The organism is Serratia sp. BFP-2025 (genome assembly GCF_050880365.1).
Lineage (GTDB): Bacteria > Pseudomonadota > Gammaproteobacteria > Enterobacterales > Enterobacteriaceae > Serratia > Serratia surfactantfaciens.
Map to the genome: position 1 here is coordinate 81,193 of NZ_JBPAFV010000003.1, position 25,203 is coordinate 106,395.

The following is a 25,203-nucleotide window of genomic DNA, read 5'->3' on the forward strand; positions in this document are numbered from 1 at the left end:
TGCTGATGACAACGGAGGAACCGCAATGTCACAAGATCCATTCCTGGAACGAGAAGCAGAAAAATACGAATCCCCCATCCCCAGCCGTGAATATATCCTGGCCCATTTGGCGAAACGAGAAACGCCGGCCAGCCGCGAAGAACTGGGCAACGAACTGGGCCTCAGCGGCGAAGAGCAGCTGGAAGCGCTGCGCCGCCGCCTGCGCGCCATGGAGCGCGATGGCCAGTTAGTGTTTACCCGCCGCCAGTGCTACGCGCTGCCGGAACGTTTGGATCTGCTGCGCGGCACGGTGATCGGCCACCGCGACGGCTACGGCTTCCTGCGCGTTGAGGGCAGCAAAGACGATCTGTACCTGTCCGCCGAACAGATGAAAATGGCGATCCACGGCGACGTGGTGCTGGCGCAGGCGCTGGGCGCAGACCGTAAAGGGCGTCGCGAGGCGCGCATCGTGCGCGTGCTGGTGCCGAAAACCAGTCAGATCGTCGGCCGTTTCTTCATGGACGCCGGTACCGGCTTTGTGGTGCCGGACGACAGCCGTCTGAGCTTTGATATTCTGATCCCGGCGGACAACGTCAGCGGCGCGCGCATGGGCTTTATGGTGGTGGTGGAGCTGACTCAGCGTCCGACCCGCCGCACCAAGGCGGTCGGCAAGATCGTCGAGATCCTCGGCGACAAAATGGGCACCAGCATGGCGGTGGACATCGCGCTGCGCACCCATGAGATCCCGCATACCTGGCCGCCGCAGGTGGAAAAACAGGTGGCCGATCTCAGCGAGCAGGTGCCGGAAGCGGCCAAGAAGGGCCGCGTCGATCTGCGCAAGCTGCCGTTGGTCACCATCGACGGTGAAGACGCGCGCGACTTCGATGATGCTGTGTACTGCGAGAAGAAACGCGGCGGCGGCTGGCGCCTGTGGGTGGCGATCGCCGACGTCAGCTACTACGTGCGTCCGCGCACCGCGCTGGACGATGAAGCGCGTAGCCGCGGCAACTCGGTCTATTTCCCGTCGCAGGTGATCCCGATGCTGCCGGAAGTGCTGTCCAACGGGCTGTGCTCCCTGAACCCGCAGGTCGATCGCCTGTGCATGGTGTGCGAGATGACCATCTCCGCCCAGGGGCGCCTGTCGACGGCCAAGTTCTACGAGGCGGTAATGAGCTCTCACGCCCGCCTGACCTACAACAAGGTGTGGCACATTCTGCAGGGCGATCAGGAGCTGCGCGAGCATTACCACCCGCTGGTCAAGCACCTGGAAGAGCTGCACGCCATGTACAAGGTGCTGGATAAGGCGCGCGCCGAGCGCGGCGGCATCGCGTTTGAAACCGAAGAAGCCAAATTCATCTTCAACGCCGAACGTCGCATCGAGCGCGTGGAACCGACGGTGCGCAACGACGCCCACAAGCTGATCGAAGAGTGCATGATCATGGCCAACGTGGCGGCCGCGCGCTTCGTCGAGAAACGCAACGAGCCGGCGTTGTACCGCGTGCACGATCGTCCAAGCGACGACCATATCTCCGCGCTGCGCAGCGTGCTGAGCGAGCTGGGGCTGACGCTGGGCGGCGGTAACAAGCCGCAGCCGAAAGACTATGCGGTGCTGATGGATGAAGTGTCCGAGCGCCCTGATCACGAAATGCTGCAAACCATGTTGCTGCGCTCGATGAAGCAGGCGATTTACGATCCGGAAAACCGCGGCCACTTCGGCCTGGCGTTGGCGTCTTACGGCCACTTCACCTCGCCGATCCGCCGTTATCCGGATCTGGCGCTGCACCGCGCGATCAAATATCAGCTGGCCAAGGAACACGGCGAGCCGAAAGAGCGCTGGACGCCGACCGGCGGCTGGCACAGCGAATTCGAAGAGATGCTGCAGCTGGGCGAACACTGCTCGATGACCGAGCGCCGCGCGGACGAAGCGACGCGCAACGTCGCCGACTGGCTGAAGTGCGACTTCATGCAGGATCACGTCGGTGAAGTGTTCAGCGGCATCATCTCCAGCGTGACCGGCTTCGGCTTCTTCGTGCGCCTGAACGATCTGTTCATCGACGGGCTGGTGCACGTATCAACGCTGGATAATGATTACTATCGCTACGATAATATCGGCCAGCGCCTGATCGGCGAGTCTTCCGGCACGGTCTATCGTCTGGGGGATACGGTGGAGATCCGCGTGGACGCGGTGCATATGGACGAGCGCAAGATTGACTTCGCGCTGGTATCCAGCACCCGCAAAGCGCGCGGTGAAGGCAAAACCGAGCGCGATCGCGCCAAGAATGGCGGTCAGCGTACGCTGCGCGACAACGGTAGCGCAGGGCGCGGCAAGCGCCGCGGTGGCAAACCGCCGGCCAACTTCGAGCCGGACAGCGCCTTCCGCAAGCAGGATGACGCCAAGCCCGCCGACAAGGTGAAGAAGGCGAAGAAGAAGGCCAAGAAGGCGTCCGACAAAACGCGGAAAATCGCGGCGGCGACCAAAGCCAAACGCGCAGCCAAGAAGAAAGGTGCCGAGCAGGCCTAACCTGCCGCACATCGTTACCATCGGCCGGTTATCGCCGGCCGCACGAATTTAAAAGAGCATCATGAGCGAAATTATTTACGGCATCCACGCCGTCAAAGCCCTGTTAGAGCGCGATCCGCAACGCTTCCTGGAAGTGTTTATCCTGAAAGGCCGCGAAGATCGCCGCCTGCAACCGCTGATCGCCGAGCTGGAAGCGACCGGTATCGTTATTCAGGTGGCGAACCGCCAATGGCTGGATGACAAGGTTGAAGGCGCGGTGCACCAGGGGATCGTCGCCCGGGTGCGCGAAGGGCGTCAGTATCAGGAGAACGATCTGCCGGGCCTGCTGGAAAGCGTGGAGACGCCGTTCCTGCTGGTGCTGGACGGCGTGACCGACCCGCATAACCTCGGTGCCTGCCTGCGCAGTGCCGACGCCGCCGGCGTGCACGCGGTGATCGTGCCGCGTGACCGTTCCGCCCAGTTGAACGCCACCGCCAAGAAAGTGGCCTGCGGCGCCGCCGAAAACGTGCCGTTGATCCGCGTGACCAACCTGGCGCGCACGCTGCGTCTGTTGCAGGAAATGAATGTCTGGGTGGTGGGCACCGCCGGCGAAGCCGACCATACGCTGTATCAGAGCAAAATGACCGGCCCGATGGCGCTGGTGATGGGCGCGGAAGGCGAAGGCATGCGCCGCCTGACCCGCGAACACTGCGACGAGCTGATCAGCATCCCGATGGCCGGTACCGTCTCTTCGCTGAACGTGTCGGTCGCCACCGGCATCTGCCTGTTCGAAGCGGTGCGTCAGCGCGGCTGATTCTCCTGACGGGGGCGCAGTGCCCCCGTTAATTCCCCCTCTTGTGATCCCGCCTGCGGCAGAAATCCCTGCGCCGACCATACTTACTCCTGACGCTTTTTTCAGGGAGCACTCTCATGGTCTGGACTACGCACACCGTTTTTAACCAACCCAAGCCGCTCGGCAACAGCAACCTGTTTCTCTCCGATACGCCGCTGCGTGAAGCGTTGCAGCGCGAGCAAGGCGGTTGGGACGCCGAGGTATTGGCTTCGCTGGGCCAGCAGCTCGGCACGCAGGAGTCGCTGGAGCTGGGGCGGCTGGCCAACGCCAACCCGCCGGAGCTGCTGCGCTACGACGCCACCGGCCAGCGACTGGACGACGTCCGCTTTCACCCGGCCTGGCATATCCTGATGCAGGGGCTGATCGCCAACCGGGTGCACAACCTGCCCTGGCAGGAGGATGCGCGCATCGGTTCCTTCGTGGCGCGCGCCGCGCGCTTTATGCTGCATGCTCAGGTCGAGGCCGGCACGCTGTGCCCGGTGACCATGACCTTCGGCGCCACGCCGCTACTGCAGCAGGCGTTACCGGCCGAGTTTCGCTCCTGGCTGACGCCGTTGCTGTCGGATCGTTATGACGCTCACCTGTTGCCGGGCGGGCAAAAGCGCGGTCTGCTGATCGGCATGGGTATGACAGAGAAGCAGGGCGGCTCCGATGTCTTGAGCAATACCACCACCGCCGTGCCGCTCGGCGCGCGCGGGCCGGGCGAAGCCTACCGGCTGGTGGGGCACAAGTGGTTCTTCTCGGTGCCGCAGAGCGATGCGCACCTGGTGCTGGCGCAGGCCGAAGGCGGGTTGTCCTGTTTCTTCCTGCCGCGCATTTTGCCGGACGGCAGTCGCAACGCCATTCGCCTGGAGCGGCTGAAAGACAAGCTGGGCAACCGTTCCAACGCCAGCAGCGAAGTGGAGTTTCAGGACGCCACCGCCTGGCTGCTGGGCGATGAGGGCGACGGCGTGCGGCATATCCTGAAGATGGGCGGCCTGACCCGTTTCGACTGCTCGCTCGGCAGCCACGGCCTGATGCGCCGCGGGCTGTCGGTGGCGCTGTATCATGCGCTGCAGCGGCAGGCGTTCGGCAAGCTGTTGATCGAACAACCGCTGATGCGCCAGGTTCTGGCACGCATGGCGCTGCGATTGGAAGGGCATACCGCGTTGCTGTTCCGGCTGGCCCGCGCCTGGGAAAGCCGCAGCAATGAGGGCGAACTGATCTACAGCCGCCTGCTGACGCCAGCGGCCAAATACAGCATCTGCCGGCAGGGCATGCCGTTCATCGCCGAGGCGATGGAGGTGCTGGGGGGGATCGGCTACTGCGAAGAGAGCGAACTGCCGCGTCTGTACCGCGAGATGCCGGTCAACAGCATCTGGGAGGGTTCCGGCAACATCATGTGCCTGGACGTGCTGCGCAGCTTGCACAAGCTGCCGGGCGCGCTCGAGATGTTGCAGTTCGAACTGCAGCCGGTGCGCGGTCAGAATCGGCTGTTCGATCATGCCTGGCGGCAGTGGCAGCAGCGTGCCCGGCAACCGAGCGAGGAGATGGGGCGGTTGCTGACCCAGCAGCTGTTCGATCTGTGCTGCGCCGCGCAGCTGTTGCAGCACGCCAGCCCGCAGATCGCCGACGCCTGGTGTCACCTGACGCTGGATCACCGCGGTGAGAGCCTGCTGTCGGCCGAGGTGTGCGAGCTGCTGTTGAACCGCGCCATCGGCGGCTAGGGAAAAGGGTGGCGCGCGGCGGCGAAAACCTTTTTAATTCAGCCTCACTCTGACAGGAAAATGCACATGGATATTCTCAGCGCGTTGGCGGCGTTCGCCTCTTACTTCTTTAGCGGTTTCGCCATGATTTTGGTGTTTCTGTTCGTCTATACCCGTATCACTCCGCACGACGAATGGGCACTGATCAAGGCCGATAATCAATCCGCCGCCTTTGCTTTCATCGGTGCCTGCCTGGGGTATGTGATCCCGTTGGCCAGCGCGGCGATCAACTCGATCAGCCTGCTGGATTACCTGCTGTGGGGCGTGGTGGCGCTGGTGGTGCAACTGCTGCTATTCGCGGCCGTGAAGATCTACATGCCGCGCATCAGCGACAAGATCGAAGCCAACCATCTGGCCGCCGGGATTTTCCTGGGGGGCGTCTCCGTCAGCGGCGGCGTGTTGAATGCGGCTTGCATGAGCTACTAAAGGTATAAGATCGCCGAGGCGCGCCAGCCAGGCGGGTGCGCCTGCTCTTCCATCCGCAGGATGCGGTAATAGCTGGCGCCGTGTTGGTCGGCGGTGCGGGCGATGGCCAGTTCCGCCTCCTGCGGTGAGCCGGGCAGATCGTTGAAGGTGATCTCGGCGATTTCACTGAGCGGCGTCACGCGATCGGCGGGCGCCAGCTCGGCGGACTGTGCGCCGGTGCTGAGCAACCCCATGGAAAGCAAGAGGGAGGTGAGTGCGGTGGAGCGTTTCATGGCGTTCCCCTTCGTCAGATCCTGATTCGACACCCGCAATATGCGGCATGCTGTCCCTCAGTGTGCAACACCCTGCTTCAGCCAGTGCAAAGCCAGTGTAAATCTGCTTAAAAAATCCTCACCTTAGCGATACAGGATCGCCTGGGAATACCATTGGCCCGGCACGACGGTCTCGCTGTTCATGATGATCATGTAATAACGGGCGCCGGCGGCGGTGGCCTTGCGCTGGATCTCCGCCTCCACGTCCATCGGGCTGCCGCGTACTACGGCGGTGACGGTGCCGATTTTCACCAGTTCGGCGGTTTGCGCGCGAACGATCTCCTGCGCCTGTGCGGTGGGCGGCGGCGGCGGTTTCGGCGTGGTGGTCATGATGCCGCAGGCGGAAAGCTGTGTGGCCAGAGTCAGGCTAATGAGTGTACGAACAATCGTCATGGTGACCTCGGAAGCGCCGGTGCGATGGCTTCAGTGTAACGCAATATAAGCTGTAACAGATTGAGCTATCGCTGCTTCGTGCAAGTTTGTCATGATTAAGGCCAACAGGTGATTGAGGATGAGCGGATGATCGAAATTCATGACGAGCGGGCGGGCGATATTGCGGTGATCCATGCGGTGCCGGCGGGGCAGTATCATCGGCCGCTGCCGACGGTGTTCTTCTGCCATGGCTATACCTCGTCGAAAGAGGTGTACGCCTACTTCGCCTATGCGCTGGCGCGCGCCGGTTTTCGGGCGGTGCTGCCGGATGCCGATCGGCACGGCGAGCGGTTCGACGGCGATGAGACGCGGCGCCTGGCGTCGTTCTGGGAGATCTTGCGCAGCAATATCGACGAACTGCCGCAGGTCAAAGCGCATTTTGAGCGGCTCGGCCTGATTGCCGACGGACACATCGGCGTCGCCGGCGCCTCAATGGGCGGCATGACCGCGCTCGGCGCCTTCGCGCGCTTCCCGTGGATCCGGGCGGCCGCCAGCCTGATGGGCTCCGGTTATTACCGTTCGCTGGCGCAAACGCTGTATCCGCCGTTGGGCGAACGGGGCGAGGCGCTCTCGCCGGCGGCGTATGCCGCGCGTACCGCCGTGCTGGCGGAGTATGAACTGGAGGGGCGTTTGGCGCAGATCGCCGGGCGGCCGCTGCTGCTGTGGCACGGCGAGACGGACGACGTGGTGCCGGCGGCGGACAGCCTGCGTTTGGCGGCCGAACTGCGGCGGCAAGGCGCGGACGGCCGTTTGACGTCGCTCGTCGAGCCGGGGGTGAAGCATCGCATCACGCCGTTGGCGCTGTCCGCCACCACCGATTTCTTCCGCCGCGAGTTGTAATGCGCATCCGGGCGCGATGCAGGGAATTACAGCGCTCTGCGCAGGCTGTTTCGGCCATTGTTTGGCCGCCTTAAGGGGAGAATGTCAGCGTGAATTCTTTCTGGGGCAGCAAGGAACAGAGCATGATAAAGGGTATCAGCAAGACGGCCGAGGCCGATCGCAGTTTGATGGGAACGATAAAAGCGCGCACCGAGGTTAAATCAGCGGCCTTCAGCGAGCTGTTGGGCGCCGCCGACGGCAAAGCGCGGCAAAACAAGGCTAATCCGCTGTCGCGAATTACCGCGCATACGGTGCAAAACATGACGGCACTGTTCTCTTTCGCGCCGAAAGCGGCGGCCACTCACACTGCGGCGGCAGGGGCGCTCTCTTTCGAGCAGCGGGCGACCCTGGCGGAAAGTACCGAACTGCTGCAAACGCGCACCCACTATCTGCGGATGGCGTTGCAGTTGCACAATCCGGGCAAGGCGCTCAGCGCGCCGGCGTTGCTCAAGCTCTGATTGGCGTGGGAAGTAGTGGAGCGCCCAACGTGCGGCGCTCCTGAGTGGACTTAACGGGCTCTCTGGTGAAGCCCTGGGGATTTCCCTGGCGTGGCGTGTCTCTTTAGCGGTACAGCTCGGCGCTGACGTGCATCGTGCTGTTGTCGCCCGGTTCGTGCAGGGCGATGATGCGATAAGAGGTTGCGCCGCGTTGATCGGCGATTTTACTGACCTGGCTGCTGGCGTCATCCGGCGAAACCACGTTCTGGTTCAGGGTGACGAAGCCGACGCTCTGGCGTTGATCGGCCTGGTGCGAGGTGATCTCCGTCGCGGCCATTACGTTGGCGGAGAACAGGGCGGCCAGCGCCGTCGCGAGCATGATGCGTTTCATAGTGCCTCTCTTAACTTCTTGCCGTTACGGCCTGACAGCGAGTGTCGCTGCGGCAAAAAGTCATTTATCTGCATTGAATAACCTGGAATCTTTTTCGTCGCGCTGTCTGCGGCGGATATGGTTAATTTTAGTCCGTTTCGGCGGATTAAAAAGCGGGGCGTTTTGATGACCTTTTTCAAAAAAAATGAAATAGATTTGTGACTCAGCGCTGATTTCATTGAAAGATTTTTGAAACCGATGGATCGGCGTACATAGGTTCACCCACGAGCAAATCGTGCTATTTCCCATAGCGCCTCGCATTAACGCGAATAAAACCCACGCAGTCCTTGAGTTTCCCGCCCTGCGTCAGTATGATTACGCGTCATTTTTCAGCCGCACACTAAACACGTTCCTTGCTTCCATGGGCCGCGGTTGACCCTGACAGGAGGCTGAATAATCCGTAAGGAGCAATTCGATGCGTCATTACGAAATCGTTTTTATGGTCCATCCTGACCAAAGCGAACAGGTTCCGGGCATGATCGAGCGTTACAGTGCTACCATCACTAACGCGCAAGGTCAGATTCACCGTCTGGAAGACTGGGGCCGCCGTCAGCTGGCTTATCCGATCAACAAACTGCACAAGGCTCACTACGTTCTGCTGAACGTTGAAGCGCCGCAGGAAGCGATCGATGAGCTGGAAACTAACTTCCGCTTCAACGACGCCGTTATCCGCAGCATGGTTATGCGCGTTAAGCACGCGGTAACTGAAGCATCTCCGATGGTTAAAGCGAAAGACGAACGTCGTGGCGATCGCCGCGAAGACTTCGCTAACGAAACCGCAGATGATGCAGATGCTGGGGATTCTGAAGAGTAATTGCCGCCGTGACGGCTAATCGTCTGGTTTTGTCGGGCACTGTGTGCAAGGCGCCGGTTCGAAAAGTGAGTCCTTCCGGGATACCACACTGCCAATTTGTGCTAGAGCACCGTTCGCAGCAGATGGAAGCCGGATTCAGCAGACAAGCATGGTGCCGAATGCCCGTGGTTGTCAGCGGACAACAGTCACAAGCACTAACTCAAAGATTAACGGTCGGCAGTCAGATTACCGTGCAAGGCTTTGTAAGCTGCCATCAAGGGCGCAACGGGCTGAGCAAATTGGTTCTGCATGCCGAGCAGATTGAATTGATAGATTCTGGAGACTAGCCAAATGGCACGTTATTTCCGTCGTCGCAAGTTCTGCCGTTTCACCGCGGAAGGCGTTCAAGAGATTGACTATAAAGACATCGCTACGCTGAAAAACTACATCACCGAAAGTGGTAAAATTGTACCGAGCCGTATCACCGGTACTCGTGCAAAATATCAGCGCCAGCTGGCCCGTGCTATCAAGCGCGCGCGCTACCTGTCTTTGTTGCCGTACACTGATCGTCATCAGTAATCGGCCACTGTCCATTAACGACTTTGAGAGGATAAGGTAATGCAAGTTATTCTGCTTGATAAAGTAGCAAACCTGGGCAGCCTGGGTGATCAAGTTAACGTTAAAGCGGGCTACGCTCGTAACTTCCTGGTACCACAGGGCAAAGCTGTTCCTGCTACCAAGAAAAACGTTGAGTTCTTCGAAGCACGCCGTGCTGAACTGGAAGCCAAACTGGCTGACGTTCTGGCTGCTGCTGAAGCTCGCGCAACCAAGATCAACGAACTGGGTTCAGTGACCATCGCTTCCAAATCTGGCGACGAAGGTAAACTGTTCGGCTCTATCGGCACCCGCGACATCGCTGACGCAGTGACTGCGGCAGGCGTTGAAGTTGCCAAGAGCGAAGTTCGTCTGCCGAACGGCGTTCTGCGTACCACTGGTGAGCACGAAGTGCACTTCCAGGTACACAGCGACGTGTTCGCACAGCTGAATGTAGTTGTGGTTGCAGAAGCGTAATTTACGCTGCTGTTAACCCGGTTAAAACGCCAGCCTCGCGCTGGCGTTTTGCTTTTCTGCGCCCGGCAAAACGCGCTACGCTTGAACTCGGGATGAAAAGGAGAGCGTGCGATGGCAAAGATTACTCTGCAACGGGTTTACGACTTCAGCGCGCCGGCGCCGGCGCATTGTTATCTGATAGATCGGCTATGGCCGCGCGGCGTCAGCAAGGAAAGGCTGGCGGGCGTGCAGTGGCTGAAACAGGTGGCGCCGGATGACGAGCTGCGCAAGTGGTTCCATCAGCATACCGACCAGTGGGCGGTCTTTGAGGCGCGTTACCGCCAACAGCTGGTGGCCAACGATGCCTGGCGGCCGCTGGTGGCGCTGTTGCGGCAGGGGGAGGCGCTGACGCTGCTGTATGGCAGCAAGGATACCGAGCACAATCAGGGCGTGGTGCTGCGCGAGTTTCTGCTGGCGCAGCTGTAGGGATTAGCGTTCCCGGCGGTAGCTGCCGTCGGCCTGGCGGCGGAACAGCACCTGGCTGTTGTCTGCGGTGGTGACCGACAGCGCGTTAATCACGCCGTTGGCGTCGCGTTCGATACGCACTTCCTGGCCGGCTTTCATGTTGCTCAGCGGCTTGTCGCCGCCTTCCACCTGCGCCATGGCGAACACTTCATTCACCGGCAGGTTGTTGTCGCGAAACAGCTGGGCCAGCGTCTGGCCGGGCTGGATCTGATAACGCTGCCAGTTGCCCGCCGGCGCAGTTTCGTTGGCAGACGTGGTGCCGCCGTTTTGCAGTTCGGCCTGCAGCGGCACGCTGGTTTCCTGCTGAGATACCGGGAACGGCTGTCTTTCGGGCGAGTAAGGCCACAGCAACGCCAACAGCAGAATGATGCCGAAGATCAGCACCCAGCGGCGGTGGAAGTAGGGCAGCGGCTCCATCCAATGGAAACCGTCCGGCAGATGCCAGACTTTGGCCAGCAGCGCTTTGACCTGCTGCATTTTGTCGTTGGCCGACGGCGGTTCCGATGGCGGCTCCGCGCCTTCAGACGCAGGTGCGGCGCCCGGTTTCAGGCGCTGGCTGACGTTCAGCCAGGTGCGCAGCAGCGGCTGGTAGATGCGGGTGGTTTTCCTTCTCCTGGGCGCGATTCTGCCCATGGTGACCTCTCTTCGACGGCGTAATAATTAGCGCGGCGCGACAAACGCGTCGCCTGCCCGGTATCCTGCTTTCAGTATAGTCCGCTAACTGATTGAAGTGAAAGGCGGCTGAGCGGCAGAGCCGAGGTTTGCGGCTGCGGGCGTTAACAGAAGGTTATTGTTTCTTTTTCTACGACAAAAGTCATCATTCTCCACACAAGATTTTACCCGGCATTGACGCGCTGTTATGCTGCGCTTTCGACTTTTTACAGACTTAAGGAAAACCCCATGACAACCCCTTCTTTTGACAGCGTTGAAGCGCAAGCAAGTTACGGGATTGGTTTACAGGTCGGCCAGCAGCTGCAAGAGTCCGGGCTGGAAGGTTTGCAACCGGAAGCTTTGCTGGCGGGTCTGCGCGACGCGCTGGAAGGGAATGCCCCGGCGGTTCCGGTAGACGTGGTGCACCGTGCGCTGCGTGAAATCCACGAGCGTGCGGACGCGGTGCGCCGCGAGCGCCAGCAGGCGATGGCCGTTGAAGGCCAGAAGTTCCTGGACGACAACGCCAAACGCGACGACGTGACGCTGACCGAGTCCGGCCTGCAGTTCTCCGTGCTGGAGCAGGGCAACGGCCCAATCCCGTCCCGTCAGGATCGCGTGCGTGTGCACTACACCGGTCGTCTGATCAACGGCGACGTGTTCGACAGCTCGGTTGAGCGCGGCCAGCCGGCGGAATTCCCGGTCAGCGGCGTGATCCCAGGCTGGATCGAAGCGCTGACCCTGATGCCGGTCGGCTCCAAATGGCAGCTGTATATCCCGCACAACCTGGCCTACGGCGAGCGTGGTGCTGGCGCGTCCATCCCGCCGTTCAGCGCGCTGGTGTTCGACGTCGAGCTGCTGGAAATCCTGTAATCCCACCGAGGATTGCTCTGGGCGCCTTCGCGGCGCCCTTGTTTTATGCGCCGCGCAGCGCGCGCGGGAACAGCAGATTGTTCTCCAGACTGATGTGTTCCATCAGATCGCCGATGAACTCGTCGATGCCGTTGTACAGCGCTCGCCAGGTGGTGCAGGCACCCTCCGGCGGCGTGACGTTATCGGTGAGGAACTTCACCACCTCCAGTTGCTCGCCCGCCTCGTCATGTTCATGTTCCATCACCGAAATAGGTCCGGCGGCCTGAGGCCCCATCCCCTGTTTGATCAGCGGGAACAGGATCTGCTCCTCTTTCATCATGTGATTCTCCAGATCCAGGCGGATCAGGTTCAGCTGCTTCGCCAACCCGCGCGGGCAGGCGGGTTTGTCGCCGTGCACGCGTTCAACTTTTTCCGCCATCAGCACCAGTTCGGCCAGCTGTTCTCGGTGCCGCTGATGAAAGCGCGGTAGAATGTAGTCGATCACCTCATCGAGCGGGGCCGTGCGCCAGTCACGGTTTTGTACCGGCGTGGCGGCCAGAGCGGCCAGTTCGTTCTCCAATCTGTCGATATCCAGGCCTTTACGCTCGGCGGCGCGTTCCAGCGACTGTCGGCCGCCGCAGCAGAAATCCAGCTGGTGTTGGCGAAAAAGACGGGATGCCCGGGGAATGGCGATAGCGAGCGCGCCAAGGGATTGATTGCGGTAATCCATGGTAGTGCCTCTTTAAACGAAGGAATTCTATAAAATGCATTTTAAATGCAATTTAAAGGGCGCGCCAGCGGGAAAATAGCGAAGATGGCCGGGGGATTGCCCCGGCCTGACGATTATTTTGCGCTTAAATCGATGCGATAGACCGCGAAACCGATGCGGTCATTGCCTTCGGCGGTCATCGGGTATTGGGCGTGCTCTTTGATAAACGCCGTTGCTTTGTCCGATGGCGAGGTCTCGAAGCGGATATCCAGCGGCTGCTTGCTGCTGAAGGTCGCCAAACGCCAGTTGTTGTCTGCCTGCGGATGTACTGCGCCGCGCCGTTTGGTTTCGGCGCTGATGTAGGCCGCCAGTACCGAACGGTTCTCATCCGGCGAAGCGAAGGCGATATGTTGGTCGCCGGTACCGGCAAATTTGCCGCCGTAGGCGCGGTAGTTGTTGGTGGCGACCAGGAAAGTGGCGTTCGGATCGATCGGCTTGCCGTTGAAGGTCAGCTGCTTGATACGCTCCGCCTTATCGTTGATCAACTGGCATTCGCCGTCATAGCGCGCCGGCTGGCTGACGTCGATCTGGTAATTGACGCCGTCGATCACGTCGAAATTATAGGTGCGGAAGCCATCCCAGTTGATCAAACCTTGCGGCTTGGCGTTATTGACGTCTATCTGGTTGAACTGACCGGCGGAGCACTCCAGCCACTCTTTCACCTCTTTGCCGCTGGCCTTCACCACCACCAGCGTATTTGGATAGAGATAGAGATCGGCGGCGTTGCGGAAGGTGAGCTGGCCCTTTTCCACTTCGACGAAGCTGGCGGGATCGTTCTTGCGGCCGCCGACCTTGAACGGCGCCGCCGCCGACAGCACCGGCAGATCGGCCAGATCCGGGTCGCCCTGGATGTAATGTTCGACGTAGGCCTTCTGCGCATTGTTGACGATTTGCACCGTCGGATCGTCCTGCACCAGCGCCAGATAGCTGTACATGTTGCCGTCGGATTTGCCGATCGGCTGGCTGACGAACTCGCGCGTGCCCTTGTGATCGTCCGCCAATACTTTCACCAGCGCGGCGTCTTCAGCCGCCAGCGATTTCTTGTTCTCTTTGTCGTAGATCGGCCGCGCTTCCGCTTTGGCGGCGGTCACTTTCCAACTGCCGCCATCGTTGTTGAGCTGCAGGTCGACCACGCCGAGATGATCGCCCCACTGGCCCGGCATGACCGCCGGTATGCCGTTCAGCAGGCCCTTATCGATATCCGCGCCTTTGATGTTGGCGAAGTCCTTGCTTGGGAACACCGCATGGGCGTGACCGAACATGATGGCGTCGATGCCCGGCACCTGGCTGAGGTAATAGACCGAGTTTTCCGCCATCGCCTTGTAAGGCTCGCTGGACAGCCCGGAATGCGGGATCGCCACCACCAGATCGGCGCCCTGTTTACGCATTTCCGGCACGTAGCGCTTGGCGGTGGCGGTGATGTCGTCCACCGTCACTTTGCCCTGCAGGTTGGCTTTGTCCCATACCAGGATCTGCGGCGGCACGAAGCCGATGTAGCCGATGCGCAGCGTATGCGCCTTGCCGTCGCGGTCTTTCACCGGCGTATCGACGATGATGTACGGCGTGAACAGCGGTTTTTGCGTTTTGGCGTCGAGGACGTTGGCGTTGATATACGGGAATTTGGCGCCGGCGATGGCGTTCTTCAGGTAATCCAGCCCGTAGTTGAACTCATGGTTGCCGATGTTGCCGACCACATAGTCCAGCGTGTTCATCGCCTTGTAGACCGGGTGCACGTCGCCCGGCTTCAACCCCTTGGCCGCCATGTAGTCGCCGAGCGGGCTGCCCTGAATGATGTCGCCGTTGTCCACTAACACCGCGTTGGTGGCCTGCTGGCGCGCCTGTTGGATCAGACTGGCGGTGCGCACCAGGCCGAATTTGTCGGTCGGGGTGTCCTTGTAGTAATCGAAGTCCATCATATTGCTGTGCAGATCGGTGGTTTCCAGCACGCGCAGATCGACGGTCGCCGCCTGCGCCGAGGCGCACACCAGCAGCGCAAGCGCGGACAGCCTCAGTGGATGCTTCATCATTGGGGGGTCTCTCCATTCCATTATTCGAGTGTTATCGCAGAGGGAAATGTAATTAACATTGCTTGCCACAGCAAACTGTGAAGTTTGACAGAAAACGGCGGCAGGTAACGCGGGGAAGTTCACAGTTGCGCCCTACAAGATCTGAGCAATTCCCGGGGCTTAGGCGGTTGAGATGGATATTCGGCGCAAAAAAAACTAGTCTGCTAGCAGAGACAGAGGGAAATTTCCCACGGAGATGCGGAGTTGAGGTGCATGATGTTAGAGCGAATTTGCCAACTGTCCCGCGAGGCGGGGGCGGCGATCATGGCGGTGTACGATGGTGAACAACCGCTTGATGTCGCACAGAAAAAAGATGATTCACCGGTGACGGCGGCCGATCTGGCGGCGCACCATATCATCAAGCGCGGCCTGGCGGCGCTGACGCCGGAGGTGCCGCTGCTGTCGGAAGAGGATCCGCCGGCGTGGGAAGAGCGCCGCAACTGGACGCGCTACTGGCTGGTCGATCCGTTGGACGGCACTAAAGAGTTTTTACATCGCAATGGCGAGTTCACGGTCAATATCGCCCTGATTGAAGACGGGCAGGCGGTGATGGGCGTGGTGTATGCCCCGGCGATCGACGTGTTGTATCTGGCGGAGCGCGGCAAGGCCTGGAAAGAAGAGAAGGGCGTGCGGCAGGCGATCGGCGTCAGCAACGCGCATCCGCCGCTGGTGGTGGTGAGCCGCTCGCATATCGACGACGAACTGAAAGACTATCTGCAGCAGCTGGGCGAGCACCAGACCGTGTCCGTCGGCTCCTCGCTGAAATTCTGCCTGGTGGCGGAAGGCAAGGCGCAGCTCTATCCCCGCTTCGGGCCGACCAACATTTGGGATACCGCCGCAGGGCATGCGGTGGCGGTGGCTGCCGGGGCGCAGATTCACGATTGGCAGGGCAAGCCGTTGCTTTACACCCCGCGTGAATCCTTCCTCAACCCCGGCTTCCGGGTTTCGCTGTTCTGAGTTAGTTCGCCAACAGCTGGTGCAGCTTGGACATCACCTGCTGCACCTCTTCCGGCGTCAGCGCGCCGTCTTTGGCGAACTGGATGCGCCCTTGCTTATCCAGCACCACAATAGCGGAGCCTTTCGGCTGCAGATCCCAGGCTTTGCGCACGTTGCCGTCGCTGTCGACGATGAACTGCGACCATGGGAACTCCTTCTTGCTGTCTTCAATGCTGCTGCGCACGAACATCGCGGTGCCCATCAGGGCATCGTCGGTGTTGACGATTGTCGTCGTTTGGTAACGATCGTGTGGTAGCTTCGCCTTCTTGATCGCTTCAATCAGTGGGTCGTTCATGTCTTTGGCGGAGCTGCGGCCGGCAATATGTTGTATCACCCGCACTTTTCCACTGAGCTGCGCGCTGTTCCAGTTTTGGTAGCTAAAATTACCGTCAGCGTAATTGAGCTCTCCTTTGTCGCTGACGCCGACCGGCGCCACGCGCTGCTGGAGCTGGAAGTTGTGTGCGGAAGCGAAAAGCGGGGCGAGCAGCAGGGATACCATCAGCATGCGACTTGTTTTCATGCTTTCTCCTTGTAATGGGGGGAATTTGTGCGACAGCACTTCGACAGCCTAAAGCATAGGATGTGATAAGAGGTCTGTCCTGTTAACCGGATCGCAGATTTTCCCTTGGTTCGCTAATCATCAGATTTTGAAGGGATATCCTGAAAACGTTATAAATTATCATATACAATTCTGTCAAAAAGTGTAAATCCAGCGTAGATCACCGGGCGAAAGTGAACGTTCTGGTCTTTACTGGGTCTACTACATGCAATCAAGTTGCGTTCTGAATTTCGAGGCTGCCACCTTTGGCGGCTCGCTGAGCGCATGGATCAACGGGAGGAGCGTAAAAGAATGAGAATCTTCCAGCGTTATAACCCTTTGAAAGTGGCAAAGTACGTTAAGACCCTGTTTCGCGGAAGGCTATATATCAAGGACGTAGGCGCATTTGAATTCGACGAGGGGAAAATCCTGCCGCCGAAGATTCGCGACAAGCGCCATTTCAGCGTGATGTCTGAAGTGAACCGCCAGGTGCTGCTGTTGCAGGCCGAGTTCGGTTGAACACCATGCTGGCAGCTGAAAAAAATGCGGCCCCGATGGGGCCGCTGATGTTTTTGCCGGCTGGCATCAAGCCGCCGGGGTGTCTTCCGGGGCTTTCGGCAGTACCGCCGCCGGTTTGTCGCTCAGCCGGGTGACCAGCAGCTGGTCTATCTTGTAGCTGTCGATATCCACCACTTCAAACTTGTAGCCGGCGTATTTGACGAAGTCGGTGCGTTTCGGGATCTTGCGCAGCATATACATCATAAAGCCGCCGATGGTCTCGTAGTTACCCGCCTGCGGGAATTCGTCGATATCCAGCACGCGCATCACGTCGTCGATCGGCGTGCCGCCTTCAATCAGCCATGAGCTTTCGTCACGCGCTACGATCTGCTCTTCCTGACCCTGGCCGACCAGGTCGCCCATCAGCGTGGTCATCACGTCGTTAAGGGTGATGATGCCCACCACCAACGCATATTCATTGAGGATCACCGCGAAGTCTTCACCGGCGGTCTTGAAGCTTTCCAGCGCTTCAGACAGCGTGAGGGTGTCCGGCACGATCAGCGCCGAACGGATCTGCACGCCGCTGCTCAGCACCAGGCTCTGGTTGCCCAGCACGCGGTTCAGCAGGTCTTTGGAGTCGACGTAGCCGACCACCTGATCGATATGGCCGTCGCACACCAGGAACTTGGAGTGCGGGTGGGTCGAGACTTTCTCCTTAATGCTCTCTTCGCTTTCGCGCAGATCGAAGTACACCACGCTTTCGCGCGAGGTCATCGAAGACGGCACGGTACGCGATTCCAGTTCGAACACGTTTTCAATCAGCTCGTGCTCCTGCTTGCGCAGCACGCCCGCCAGGGCGCCGGCTTCCACCACCGCGTAAATATCATCGGAAGTGATGTCGTCCTTGCGCACCATCGGCAGTTTGAACATGCGGAAGATCAGGTTGGCCATGCCGTTGAAGAACCACACCAGCGGGCGGAAGATCATGATGGAGAAACGCATCGGGTTGATGATCCGGACGGCGACCGTCTCTGGTGCAATCATACCGATGCGCTTCGGGGTCAAATCGGCGAACAGGATAAACAGGCTGGTCACCAGCACGAAGGAGCAGATGAAGCTGACCTGTTCCGCCAGTTCGGGGGACAGGAATTTAATAAAGAATTGTTGGAAGGTGCCGGAAAAAGCCGCGTCGCCGACGATACCGCCGAGGATGGCCACGGCGTTCAGGCCGATCTGCACCACGGTGAAGAAGATGCCCGGAGTTTCTTGCAGTTTAAGCACTCTGGCGGCGTTGACGTTGCCTTCGTCCGCCATCAGCTTCAGTTTGATCTTGCGCGAGGCGGCCAGAGAGATTTCCGACAGTGAGAAGAACGCACTCACCGCGATCAGAAAAAGAATCAGTAAAATACTGTTTAACATAATCTATCCATACGTGCCGACGGGATGCCGGCGCTCTTGAGGAAGGGTAGTACATAGTAAAAAAAGCAGCGATAACAACCAGAAGGGAAGCTATCGGGCCGCAGAAGCGGCCCGCATAGTATAGCAGTTGCCCCACAGGGGCCGCCAGCGGTTAAAAAAGTGCCGCCGGCCTGCATCGGATCAGCCCTGCGGCGGCAGGCAAACGCCGATGCCGCCCAGCCCGCAGTAGCCTTCCGGGTTCTTGAACAGGTACTGCTGGTGATCGTCTTCTGCGTAATAGAACGGCAGCGCCGGCGCGATCTCGGTGGTGATGACACGCTTGTCTCCCGCCGCGTCCATCGCCTGCTGGAAGCGCTGCAGGCTGCTTTCGGCTTCGGCCTGCTGTTCAGGGCTCAGCGTATAGATCGCCGAGCGGTACTGCGTGCCGACGTCGCCGCCCTGGCGCATGCCCTGCGCCGGATCGTGATTTTCCCAGAACAGCTGCAGCAGCTGTTTGTAGCTGACGACCTGCGGATCGAACACCACGCGCACCACTTCGGCATGGCCGGTCTGGCCGCTGCATACTTCACGGTAGGTCGGGTTCGGCGTGTAGCCGCCGCTGTAGCCGGCGGCGGTGCTGTAGACGCCCGGCTGTTGCCAGAACAGGCGCTCTACGCCCCAGAAACAGCCCATGGCGAAGATCGCCACTTCCATGCCTGCCGGCACCTGGGTCATCGAGTGTTCGGTGACCACGTTGAGCGTTGCGACAGGCATTGGCGTGGTGCGGCCAGGCAGCGCGCTTGCCTTATCGACGGTTTGTGATTTATCAAAAAATGGCACCACGGTTGACTCCTGTTGTCACAGTAAGAATTGACCCTACATGGCGGCGGTTCGGTTGTATCTCACCGCGTCTTTGCCCACAATAAGTGGCAAGTGGGATTTTGTATAAGCTTAACGCAGTATTTTGAGCGCCAAAAGTGAAGAATTCGCCTGTTGCGCGGCGGTGGCAAAGCGCGGCGGGCGGCGTCCGGAACGAGGCTGAAGAGGGCTGCCGTCATGATAGCGCGGAGTCTGCCCTGGCCCCGGAGCGAACACCATAACAGGAAAGTAAAATCAATAAGGAGAACACGTGCCAAAGTACCCGGTCATGTGCTTGATAGCTGTGTTGCTTGCAACACCTGCAGCCTACGCGGCGAACGTGCGGTTGCAGGTGGAAGGGTTAAGCGGAGAATTGGAAAAAAACGTCCGGGTGCGGCTGTCGTCGATCACGCCTGAAGAAGTCGGCACCGACGGCCGTTTTCGCGCGCGGGTGGATGAGGCGGTGCGCCAGGGGCTGCGCGCGCTCGGCTATTACCAGCCGACCATCGAGTTTACGCTGGACGACAGGCCGGGGATGTCGCGCCCGGTGCTGCATGCCAAGGTCAATCCGGGCGAACCGGTGCGCATCGCCGGCGCCAACATCGTGCTGGAAGGCGGCGCAAAGACCGATGAGGACTACCTGGCGCTGGTAAAGAAGGACCGGCCGACCATCGGCGAGATCCTCAACCACGGCAAGTATGACAGTTTCAAAGGCTCGCTCACCGGCCTGGCGCTGCGCAAAGGCTACTTCGATGCCGACATGACCAAAAGCCAGCTCGGTGTGGCCGAAGATCTGCACAAGGCGTTTTGGGATATCGATTTCAACAGCGGCGAACGTTATCGCTTCGGCAAGGTGAAATTCACCGGTTCGCAAATCCGCGAAGACTATCTGCAAAATCTGGTGCCCTTTCATCAGGGGGATTACTACAGTTCGGAGGATTTGGCCGAGCTGAACCGCCGTTTGTCCGCCACCAACTGGTTTAACTCGGTGGTGGTGTCCCCTGATTTCAACGATGCCAAAGAGAACAAGATTTTGCCGTTGGACGCGCTGGTGACGCCGCGCACGCGCAACACCGTCGAAACCGGTATCGGTTACTCCACCGACGTCGGCCCACGGGTGAAAGGCACCTGGAAAAAGCCCTGGCTCAACGATCGCGGGCATAGCCTGGAAACCAGCGCCAGCGTGTCGGCGCCGGAGCAGCAGCTGGATCTGACCTACAAGATCCCGCTGCTGAAGAATCCGCTGGAGCAGTATTACCTGCTGCAGGGCGGGCTCAAGAACGTCAATCTCAACGACACCAAATCCGTCACCTCCAAAGTGGTGGCCTCGCGCAACTGGGATCTCTCCAGCGGCTGGCAGCGGGCGATCAACCTGACCTGGCGCTGGGATAACTTTACCCAGGGTAACGTCAGCAACACCACCATGCTGTTGTATCCCGGCGTCAGCTTCAACCGCACCCGTTCGCGCGGCGGCCTGATGCCGACCTGGGGCGACAGCCAGCGCTACTCCATCGACGTGTCCGACACCACTTGGGGCTCCGGCGTGGACTTCGCGCTGATGCAGGCGCAGAACGTCTGGATCCGCACCCTGGCCGACAAGCACCGTTTCGTGGCGCGCGGGCAGGTGGGATGGATTGAAACCAACGATTTCGACAAGGTGCCGCCGGATCTGCGTTTCTTCGCCGGTGGCGACCGCAGCATTCGCGGCTACAAGTACAAAGACATTTCGCCGCGTGATAACGACGGCAAGCTGACCGGTGCCTCCAAGATGCTGACCGGATCGCTGGAGTACCAATACAACGTGACCGGCAAATGGTGGGGGGCGATGTTCGTCGACTCCGGTGAAGCGGTGAACGATATCAAGCAGAGCAACTTCAAAACCGGCGCCGGTGTCGGCGTGCGCTGGCAGTCGCCGGTGGGGCCGGTGAAGCTGGATATCGCCGCGCCCGTGGGGGACAAGGACACCCACGGGATGCAGTTCTACATCGGTTTGGGGCCTGAACTATGAGCCTGGTTAAAAAGATTTGTCTCGGATTTCTGGTCGTCTTGCTGTTGCTGATCGGCGGTCTGGCCTTCCTGGTGGGCACCACCACCGGTTTGCATATGGTCATCAACGGCGCGGCGCGCTGGGTGCCTGGGCTGGAGATCGCCGGCGTCAGCGGCGGTTGGCGCGATTTGACGCTGAAGGGCGTGAAGTATCAGATGCCGGGCGTGACGGTCAACGCCGGGCAGTTCCACCTCTCCCTCGATCTGTCCTGCTTTAAACGCAGTTCGCTGTGCGTCAACGCCTTGACCGCTCAGGACGTGGACGTGGCGGTGAACACCAAAGAGATGGCGCCTGCCGCGCCGGTGGAGGAGAGCAGTGAGCCGACCACCAATCTCAGCACGCCTTATCCGATCACGCTGCGCCTGTTGGCGCTGAATAACGTCAAGGTCACCGTCGACGACACCGCCATCTCTCTGGCCGAGTTCCGCACCGGTGCACACTGGCAGGAGCGCGCGCTGACGCTGATGCCCACCAAGATCGGCTCGCTGCTGATCGCGTTGCCGAAAACCCCGCAAAACCCGTTGCCGGAAGCGGTGCAACCGGCGGTAGAGGTGGCGAAAAAGGTCGGCGAGCAGGTTACCGAAGCGGCGAAACCGGCGCCGCAGCCGGAAGAGAAGCCGCTCGGCGAAACGCTGAAGGAACTGTTCGCCAAACCGCTGTTGCCGGATCTGCCGGACATCCGCCTGCCGCTGGATATCACCGTCAAAGAGATCAGCGGCGAGCAGCTGCGCTTGACCGGCGATACCGACGTGCTGATCACGAGCCTGTTGCTGCAGGCCAGCACGCAGGACCAGCATATCCAGCTGGACAACTTCGACGTGAAATCGCCGCAGGGCACGCTGTCGGTGCAGGGACAGGCGACCCTGACTGGCGACTGGCCGGTGGCCCTGACCGCCAACAGCGCGTTGAATATCGAGCCGCTGAAGGGCGAGAAAGTGAAGCTGAACATCGGCGGCGGACTGCGTGACGAGCTGAAGGTGGCGCTGAACCTGTCCGGCCCGGTCGGGGCCCAACTCGATGTGCAAACCCGGCTGGCCGAAGCCGGCCTGCCGCTGGCGCTGACGCTGCAGAGCAAGCAGCTGAAATGGCCGCTGAGCGGCGAGGCGCAGTATCAGGTCAACGATTTCCGCCTGCGCTTTAACGGCAAGGCGACCGACTACGCGCTGTCGACGCGCGCCAATCTGAAAGGCCAGGATCTGCCGCCGGCGGTGTTGACGCTGGACGGCAAAGGCAACGTCGAGCAGTTCAAGCTGGAGCGCCTGCGCCTGGCGGCGCTGCAGGGCAATACCGACCTCACCGCGCTGGTGGACTGGAGCAAGGCCATCAGTTGGAACTCGCAATTGACGCTGAGCGGCATCAATACCGCCAAGCAGTGGCCGGAATGGCCGGCGAAGCTCGACGGCAAGATAGCTACGCGCGGCAGCCTGCACGGCGGCAGCTGGCAGTTGCAGGTGCCGGTGTTGCAGCTGGACGGCAACGTGAAGCAGAACAAGGTCACGGCGCGCGGCACGCTGAGCGGCAACGCCGCCGGGCAGTGGAAAATCCCCGGCATCGATCTGACGCTGGGGCGTAACCAGCTGAACGTCAAAGGGCAGTTGGACGAGAAGAGCTGGAATCTGGACGCTAACATCGACGCGCCGCGTCTGGACGGCGCGCTGCCGGGCCTGGGCGGCACCGCCAAAGGGCTGCTGAAACTGCGCGGCAATCTGCAGGCACCGCAGCTGCTGGCGGATTTGACCGCCTCCGGCTTGCAGTGGCAGGCGCTGCGCATCAACCGCGTGAAGATCGATGGTGATGTGCGCTCCACGGATCAGATCCAGGGGCAGTTGGCGGTACGCGTCGAGCAGCTGAAGCAGGACGCGCTGGAGGTCAGCCTGCTGACCCTCGACGCCAAAGGCAGCGAGAAACAGCATCAGCTGCAGTTGAAGATCGACGGCAAACCGGTCTCCGGCCAGCTGGCGCTGCAGGGCAGCTTCGATCGTCAACAGCAGCGCTGGCGCGGCAATCTGAACAACACCCGCTTCGATACGCCGGTCGGGGAGTGGCGCCTGACGCGCGCCATCGCGCTGGACTACCTGAACACTGAGCAGAAGATCAGCGTCGGGCCGCACTGCTGGCAGAACCCGAATGCCGAACTGTGTGTGCCGAAGACCATTGAAGCCGGCCAGAGCGGCCAGGCCAGCGTGGTGCTTAACCGGTTCGACCTGGCGATGATCAAACCGTTCCTCGGTCCGGAAACCGCCCTCAGTGGCGTGTTCACCGGCCGGGCCGACGTCAGCTGGAAACCAGGCGGCGCGCTGCCGGAGGCGAAAGTCACGCTGGCCGGCAACGGCGTCAAAGTCGTGCAGCAGGTACAGGGCAACGCGCTGCCGATCGCCTTCGATACGCTGACCCTCAACGCCGGGCTGAACAACGGCCGCGCGCAGGCCGACTGGCGGATCAAACTGACCAACAACGGCCAGTTCGACGGCAACATCCAGGTGGCGGATCCGCAGGTGCGGCGCACCATCAGCGGCAACGTCAATATCACCAACATCTCGCTGGCGCTGATCAACCCGGCGCTGATGAAGGGCGAAAGCGCGGCGGGCATGCTGAACGCCAACCTGCGCCTGGGCGGCAGCGCGCAGAAGCCGCTGGTGTTCGGCCGCCTGGCGTTGGATCGGGCGAAGGTGCAGGGGCACTGGATGCCGTTCGACATGACCGATGCGCGGCTGGCGGTGAATTTCAACGGCATGACCTCGACGCTCGAGGGGCTGCTCAGCACCACGCGCGGTCAGCTGAATCTGGCGGGCGACGCCGACTGGCGTGACATCAATGCCTGGCGTGCGCGCATCGCCGCCAAGGGCGACAAGCTGCGGGTGACGGTGCCGCCGATGATCCGCATCGACGTGTCGCCGGATCTGGTGTTCGAAGCCACGCCGCAGCTGTTCTCGCTCAACGGCAAGGTCGATATTCCCTGGGCGCGCATCACGGTGCAGGAGCTGCCGGAAAGCGCGGTGGGCGTCTCTTCCGACGAGGTGATGCTGGACGATCAGCTGAAGCCGATTCAACCGAAGACGGCATCGATCCCCATTAACAGCAACCTGATGATTCACGTCGGCAACGACGTGCGGCTGGACGCTTTCGGCCTCAAAGCCCGCCTGAAGGGCGACCTGAAGGTGGTGCAGGACAAGAAAGGGCTGGGCCTCAACGGCCAGATTGACATCCCTTCCGGTCGATTCCATGCTTATGGTCAGGATTTGATCGTGCGTAAAGGGCAGCTGATGTTCTCCGGTCCGCCGGATCAGCCACTGCTCAACATCGAGGCGATCCGCAACCCGGAATCCACCGAGGACGACGTGACCGCCGGCGTGCGCGTGACCGGCCTGGCGGATGCGCCGAAGCTGGAAGTGTTCTCCGATCCGGCCAAATCGCAGCAGGAAGCCTTGTCTTATCTGCTGCGCGGCCAGGGTTTGAGCAGTTCCGGCGCCGACGGCAACGCCATGACGTCGATGTTAATCGGCATGGGGGTTGCACAAAGTGGTCAACTTGTGGGTAAAATCGGCGAGGCATTCGGCGTGAGTAATTTGGCCCTGGACACTCAGGGGGTTGGCGACAATTCCCAGGTTGTCGTGAGCGGCTATGTCCTCCCAGGCTTACAAGTAAAATATGGGGTGGGTATTTTCGACTCGCTGGCCACGCTGACGTTGCGTTATCGCCTGATGCCTAAGTTGTATCTTGAAGCGGTGTCTGGTCTCGACCAGGCATTAGATTTGCTCTATCAGTTTGAGTTTTAGCGATGCGAATAATTGTCTACGGCAGTTTACGACGCAAACAGGGAAACAGCCATTGGATGACCAACGCCCAATGGCTCGGCGAGCACGAGCTCGAAGGCTATCAGATTTATAATCTGGGCCATTACCCGGCGGCGATCCCTGGAGAGGGCACGATACATTGCGAGGTGTATCGTATTAACTCATCGATTCTGGCAGAGCTGGACGAACTGAAAAGCAACACCAAGGACTATAAGCGCGAGCTGATTCAGACGCCTTATGGGAGTGCGTGGATCTACCTGTACAAACACAGCGTGGACGGTTACCCGCGAATTACCAGCGGTGACTGGCTGAAGCGTCTCGAAGAACAGTAAGAAAAAAAACACCGCTCATTGAGCGGTGTTTTTTCATCGGACGGCGG

The 25,203-nt window shown here is 60.4% G+C and carries 27 protein-coding genes; 17 read left to right on the forward strand and 10 right to left on the reverse strand.

From position 1 onward, the window contains the following. The first annotated feature begins 25 nt into the window (after nucleotides 1-25). The 4 genes from rnr to ACRAWE_RS18445 all read left to right on the forward strand — a co-directional run bounded on the left by rnr (nucleotide 26) and on the right by ACRAWE_RS18445 (nucleotide 5,503). Entirely contained in the window at nucleotides 26-2,500 is a 2,475-nt protein-coding gene (gene rnr / locus ACRAWE_RS18430; protein ID WP_432525703.1) for a ribonuclease R, read from the forward strand. A gap of 61 nt (nucleotides 2,501-2,561) precedes the next feature. After that, nucleotides 2,562-3,293 (forward strand): 23S rRNA (guanosine(2251)-2'-O)-methyltransferase RlmB, encoded by a 732-nt coding sequence (rlmB, locus tag ACRAWE_RS18435; RefSeq protein ID WP_063991626.1) that lies wholly within the window; start codon nucleotides 2,562-2,564, stop codon nucleotides 3,291-3,293. A gap of 116 nt (nucleotides 3,294-3,409) precedes the next feature. Further along, entirely contained in the window at nucleotides 3,410-5,038 is a 1,629-nt protein-coding gene (locus ACRAWE_RS18440) for an isovaleryl-CoA dehydrogenase (RefSeq protein WP_432525704.1), read from the forward strand. A gap of 66 nt (nucleotides 5,039-5,104) precedes the next feature. Beyond that, nucleotides 5,105-5,503 carry a DUF350 domain-containing protein gene (locus tag ACRAWE_RS18445; protein ID WP_015376394.1) on the forward strand — a complete coding sequence of 133 codons (399 nt, stop codon included), beginning with the start codon at nucleotides 5,105-5,107 and terminating at the stop codon, nucleotides 5,501-5,503. Here the strand turns inward: ACRAWE_RS18445 and ACRAWE_RS18450 are convergent. Further along, nucleotides 5,500-5,775 carry a DUF1471 domain-containing protein gene (locus tag ACRAWE_RS18450; RefSeq protein WP_025159584.1) on the reverse strand — a complete coding sequence of 92 codons (276 nt, stop codon included), beginning with the start codon at nucleotides 5,773-5,775 and terminating at the stop codon, nucleotides 5,500-5,502. The genes ACRAWE_RS18445 and ACRAWE_RS18450 overlap by 4 nt on opposite strands. 123 nt (nucleotides 5,776-5,898) lie before the next feature. Beyond that, on the reverse strand, nucleotides 5,899-6,207 hold the full coding sequence (gene bsmA / locus ACRAWE_RS18455) for a biofilm peroxide resistance protein BsmA (RefSeq protein WP_432525705.1): 309 nt from the start codon (nucleotides 6,205-6,207) through the stop codon (nucleotides 5,899-5,901). A gap of 126 nt (nucleotides 6,208-6,333) precedes the next feature. Here bsmA and yjfP point away from each other — a divergent pair, with 126 nt between their 5' ends. Together yjfP and ACRAWE_RS18465 are read left to right on the forward strand one after the other, a co-directional pair. Continuing rightward, on the forward strand, nucleotides 6,334-7,086 hold the full coding sequence (yjfP, locus tag ACRAWE_RS18460; RefSeq protein ID WP_432525706.1) for an esterase: 753 nt from the start codon (nucleotides 6,334-6,336) through the stop codon (nucleotides 7,084-7,086). 122 nt (nucleotides 7,087-7,208) lie between these two features. After that, on the forward strand, nucleotides 7,209-7,583 hold the full coding sequence (locus ACRAWE_RS18465) for a hypothetical protein (RefSeq protein WP_432525707.1): 375 nt from the start codon (nucleotides 7,209-7,211) through the stop codon (nucleotides 7,581-7,583). Between the two features lie 103 nt (nucleotides 7,584-7,686). On the opposite strand, the gene ACRAWE_RS18470 is transcribed toward ACRAWE_RS18465, so the two are convergent. Further along, nucleotides 7,687-7,953, reverse strand: a complete 267-nt coding sequence (locus ACRAWE_RS18470; RefSeq protein WP_019453370.1) for a DUF1471 domain-containing protein — start codon at nucleotides 7,951-7,953, stop codon at nucleotides 7,687-7,689. Continuing rightward, a complete protein-coding gene (locus ACRAWE_RS18475) occupies nucleotides 7,950-8,171 on the reverse strand; it encodes a hypothetical protein (protein WP_139285582.1) in 222 nt (73 codons plus the stop codon). Before ACRAWE_RS18475 ends, ACRAWE_RS18470 begins: the two co-directional genes overlap by 4 nt. A gap of 236 nt (nucleotides 8,172-8,407) precedes the next feature. On the opposite strand from ACRAWE_RS18475, the gene rpsF reads away from it, so the two are divergent. The 5 genes from rpsF (at nucleotide 8,408) to ACRAWE_RS18500 (ending at nucleotide 10,321) form a co-directional block, all read left to right on the forward strand. Next, a complete protein-coding gene (gene rpsF / locus ACRAWE_RS18480) occupies nucleotides 8,408-8,806 on the forward strand; it encodes a 30S ribosomal protein S6 (RefSeq protein WP_004933634.1) in 399 nt (132 codons plus the stop codon). Between the two features lie 8 nt (nucleotides 8,807-8,814). Beyond that, nucleotides 8,815-9,132 (forward strand): primosomal replication protein N, encoded by a 318-nt coding sequence (priB, locus tag ACRAWE_RS18485; RefSeq protein ID WP_049233092.1) that lies wholly within the window; start codon nucleotides 8,815-8,817, stop codon nucleotides 9,130-9,132. Nucleotides 9,133-9,136: 4 nt separating this feature from the next. Further along, nucleotides 9,137-9,364 carry a 30S ribosomal protein S18 gene (gene rpsR / locus ACRAWE_RS18490; RefSeq protein WP_000135199.1) on the forward strand — a complete coding sequence of 76 codons (228 nt, stop codon included), beginning with the start codon at nucleotides 9,137-9,139 and terminating at the stop codon, nucleotides 9,362-9,364. Between the two features lie 39 nt (nucleotides 9,365-9,403). Next, a complete protein-coding gene (gene rplI / locus ACRAWE_RS18495) occupies nucleotides 9,404-9,856 on the forward strand; it encodes a 50S ribosomal protein L9 (RefSeq protein ID WP_004933629.1) in 453 nt (150 codons plus the stop codon). A 111-nt stretch (nucleotides 9,857-9,967) separates the two neighbouring features. After that, a complete protein-coding gene (locus ACRAWE_RS18500) occupies nucleotides 9,968-10,321 on the forward strand; it encodes a DUF488 domain-containing protein (protein WP_019453369.1) in 354 nt (117 codons plus the stop codon). A 3-nt stretch (nucleotides 10,322-10,324) separates the two neighbouring features. Here the strand turns inward: ACRAWE_RS18500 and ACRAWE_RS18505 are convergent, their stop codons facing one another. Continuing rightward, nucleotides 10,325-10,993 carry an OapA family protein gene (locus ACRAWE_RS18505; RefSeq protein WP_154747207.1) on the reverse strand — a complete coding sequence of 223 codons (669 nt, stop codon included), beginning with the start codon at nucleotides 10,991-10,993 and terminating at the stop codon, nucleotides 10,325-10,327. Between the two features lie 267 nt (nucleotides 10,994-11,260). Here ACRAWE_RS18505 and fklB point away from each other — a divergent pair, with 267 nt between their 5' ends. Beyond that, the gene (fklB, locus tag ACRAWE_RS18510; protein WP_004933618.1) at nucleotides 11,261-11,881 is read left to right on the forward strand and encodes an FKBP-type peptidyl-prolyl cis-trans isomerase; all 621 of its coding nucleotides are present in this window, start codon (nucleotides 11,261-11,263) and stop codon (nucleotides 11,879-11,881) included. Nucleotides 11,882-11,924: 43 nt separating this feature from the next. Here fklB and ytfE read toward each other — a convergent pair whose 3' ends face one another. Together ytfE and ACRAWE_RS18520 are read right to left on the reverse strand one after the other, a co-directional pair. Further along, on the reverse strand, nucleotides 11,925-12,590 hold the full coding sequence (ytfE, locus tag ACRAWE_RS18515) for an iron-sulfur cluster repair protein YtfE (RefSeq protein WP_019453367.1): 666 nt from the start codon (nucleotides 12,588-12,590) through the stop codon (nucleotides 11,925-11,927). Nucleotides 12,591-12,703: 113 nt separating this feature from the next. Continuing rightward, the gene (locus ACRAWE_RS18520; protein WP_197667635.1) at nucleotides 12,704-14,656 is read right to left on the reverse strand and encodes a bifunctional 2',3'-cyclic-nucleotide 2'-phosphodiesterase/3'-nucleotidase; all 1,953 of its coding nucleotides are present in this window, start codon (nucleotides 14,654-14,656) and stop codon (nucleotides 12,704-12,706) included. Nucleotides 14,657-14,911: 255 nt separating this feature from the next. Between ACRAWE_RS18520 and cysQ the strand changes: the two genes are divergently transcribed. After that, complete coding sequence (gene cysQ, locus ACRAWE_RS18525; protein ID WP_033644177.1) at nucleotides 14,912-15,652, forward strand: 3'(2'),5'-bisphosphate nucleotidase CysQ; 741 nt, start codon at nucleotides 14,912-14,914, stop codon at nucleotides 15,650-15,652. Between the two features lies 1 nt (nucleotide 15,653). Here cysQ and ACRAWE_RS18530 read toward each other — a convergent pair whose 3' ends face one another. Beyond that, a complete protein-coding gene (locus tag ACRAWE_RS18530) occupies nucleotides 15,654-16,211 on the reverse strand; it encodes a YtfJ family protein (RefSeq protein WP_025159587.1) in 558 nt (185 codons plus the stop codon). Nucleotides 16,212-16,541: 330 nt separating this feature from the next. Here ACRAWE_RS18530 and ACRAWE_RS18535 point away from each other — a divergent pair, with 330 nt between their 5' ends. Then, on the forward strand, nucleotides 16,542-16,748 hold the full coding sequence (locus tag ACRAWE_RS18535; protein ID WP_019453363.1) for a DUF1107 domain-containing protein: 207 nt from the start codon (nucleotides 16,542-16,544) through the stop codon (nucleotides 16,746-16,748). Between the two features lie 66 nt (nucleotides 16,749-16,814). Here the strand turns inward: ACRAWE_RS18535 and ACRAWE_RS18540 are convergent, their stop codons facing one another. Both ACRAWE_RS18540 and msrA read right to left on the reverse strand, forming a co-directional pair. Continuing rightward, a complete protein-coding gene (locus ACRAWE_RS18540) occupies nucleotides 16,815-18,146 on the reverse strand; it encodes a hemolysin family protein (protein ID WP_038879165.1) in 1,332 nt (443 codons plus the stop codon). 180 nt (nucleotides 18,147-18,326) lie between these two features. After that, nucleotides 18,327-18,965, reverse strand: a complete 639-nt coding sequence (gene msrA / locus ACRAWE_RS18545) for a peptide-methionine (S)-S-oxide reductase MsrA (RefSeq protein WP_086012758.1) — start codon at nucleotides 18,963-18,965, stop codon at nucleotides 18,327-18,329. Between the two features lie 307 nt (nucleotides 18,966-19,272). On the opposite strand from msrA, the gene tamA reads away from it, so the two are divergent. The 3 genes from tamA to ACRAWE_RS18560 are packed head-to-tail and all read left to right on the forward strand — an operon-like array spanning nucleotide 19,273 to nucleotide 25,156. Next, entirely contained in the window at nucleotides 19,273-20,991 is a 1,719-nt protein-coding gene (gene tamA / locus ACRAWE_RS18550) for an autotransporter assembly complex protein TamA (protein ID WP_195934014.1), read from the forward strand. Continuing rightward, nucleotides 20,988-24,806 (forward strand): autotransporter assembly complex protein TamB, encoded by a 3,819-nt coding sequence (gene tamB / locus ACRAWE_RS18555; RefSeq protein ID WP_432525709.1) that lies wholly within the window; start codon nucleotides 20,988-20,990, stop codon nucleotides 24,804-24,806. The genes tamA and tamB overlap by 4 nt, the downstream gene beginning before the upstream one ends. A gap of 2 nt (nucleotides 24,807-24,808) precedes the next feature. Then, nucleotides 24,809-25,156 (forward strand): gamma-glutamylcyclotransferase family protein, encoded by a 348-nt coding sequence (locus ACRAWE_RS18560; protein WP_025159589.1) that lies wholly within the window; start codon nucleotides 24,809-24,811, stop codon nucleotides 25,154-25,156. The last annotated feature ends 47 nt before the right edge of the window (nucleotides 25,157-25,203 follow it).

Coding starts and splice junctions, on each gene's coding strand:
- ACRAWE_RS18535 (WP_019453363.1), top strand. CDS start 16,542: ATGAGAATCTTCCAGCGTTATAACCCTTTGAAAGTGGCAAAGTACGTT.
- rnr (WP_432525703.1), top strand. CDS start 26: ATGTCACAAGATCCATTCCTGGAACGAGAAGCAGAAAAATACGAATCC.
- rplI (WP_004933629.1), top strand. CDS start 9,404: ATGCAAGTTATTCTGCTTGATAAAGTAGCAAACCTGGGCAGCCTGGGT.
- tamA (WP_195934014.1), top strand. CDS start 19,273: ATGTGCTTGATAGCTGTGTTGCTTGCAACACCTGCAGCCTACGCGGCG.
- ACRAWE_RS18520 (WP_197667635.1), bottom strand. CDS start 14,656: ATGATGAAGCATCCACTGAGGCTGTCCGCGCTTGCGCTGCTGGTGTGC.
- rpsR (WP_000135199.1), top strand. CDS start 9,137: ATGGCACGTTATTTCCGTCGTCGCAAGTTCTGCCGTTTCACCGCGGAA.
- ACRAWE_RS18500 (WP_019453369.1), top strand. CDS start 9,968: ATGGCAAAGATTACTCTGCAACGGGTTTACGACTTCAGCGCGCCGGCG.
- ACRAWE_RS18465 (WP_432525707.1), top strand. CDS start 7,209: ATGATAAAGGGTATCAGCAAGACGGCCGAGGCCGATCGCAGTTTGATG.
- ACRAWE_RS18440 (WP_432525704.1), top strand. CDS start 3,410: ATGGTCTGGACTACGCACACCGTTTTTAACCAACCCAAGCCGCTCGGC.
- tamB (WP_432525709.1), top strand. CDS start 20,988: ATGAGCCTGGTTAAAAAGATTTGTCTCGGATTTCTGGTCGTCTTGCTG.
- ACRAWE_RS18475 (WP_139285582.1), bottom strand. CDS start 8,171: ATGAAATCAGCGCTGAGTCACAAATCTATTTCATTTTTTTTGAAAAAG.
- ACRAWE_RS18450 (WP_025159584.1), bottom strand. CDS start 5,775: ATGAAACGCTCCACCGCACTCACCTCCCTCTTGCTTTCCATGGGGTTG.
- ACRAWE_RS18470 (WP_019453370.1), bottom strand. CDS start 7,953: ATGAAACGCATCATGCTCGCGACGGCGCTGGCCGCCCTGTTCTCCGCC.
- ACRAWE_RS18445 (WP_015376394.1), top strand. CDS start 5,105: ATGGATATTCTCAGCGCGTTGGCGGCGTTCGCCTCTTACTTCTTTAGC.
- fklB (WP_004933618.1), top strand. CDS start 11,261: ATGACAACCCCTTCTTTTGACAGCGTTGAAGCGCAAGCAAGTTACGGG.
- rpsF (WP_004933634.1), top strand. CDS start 8,408: ATGCGTCATTACGAAATCGTTTTTATGGTCCATCCTGACCAAAGCGAA.
- bsmA (WP_432525705.1), bottom strand. CDS start 6,207: ATGACGATTGTTCGTACACTCATTAGCCTGACTCTGGCCACACAGCTT.
- yjfP (WP_432525706.1), top strand. CDS start 6,334: ATGATCGAAATTCATGACGAGCGGGCGGGCGATATTGCGGTGATCCAT.
- ytfE (WP_019453367.1), bottom strand. CDS start 12,590: ATGGATTACCGCAATCAATCCCTTGGCGCGCTCGCTATCGCCATTCCC.
- ACRAWE_RS18505 (WP_154747207.1), bottom strand. CDS start 10,993: ATGGGCAGAATCGCGCCCAGGAGAAGGAAAACCACCCGCATCTACCAG.
- ACRAWE_RS18540 (WP_038879165.1), bottom strand. CDS start 18,146: ATGTTAAACAGTATTTTACTGATTCTTTTTCTGATCGCGGTGAGTGCG.
- ACRAWE_RS18530 (WP_025159587.1), bottom strand. CDS start 16,211: ATGAAAACAAGTCGCATGCTGATGGTATCCCTGCTGCTCGCCCCGCTT.
- rlmB (WP_063991626.1), top strand. CDS start 2,562: ATGAGCGAAATTATTTACGGCATCCACGCCGTCAAAGCCCTGTTAGAG.
- ACRAWE_RS18560 (WP_025159589.1), top strand. CDS start 24,809: ATGCGAATAATTGTCTACGGCAGTTTACGACGCAAACAGGGAAACAGC.
- cysQ (WP_033644177.1), top strand. CDS start 14,912: ATGTTAGAGCGAATTTGCCAACTGTCCCGCGAGGCGGGGGCGGCGATC.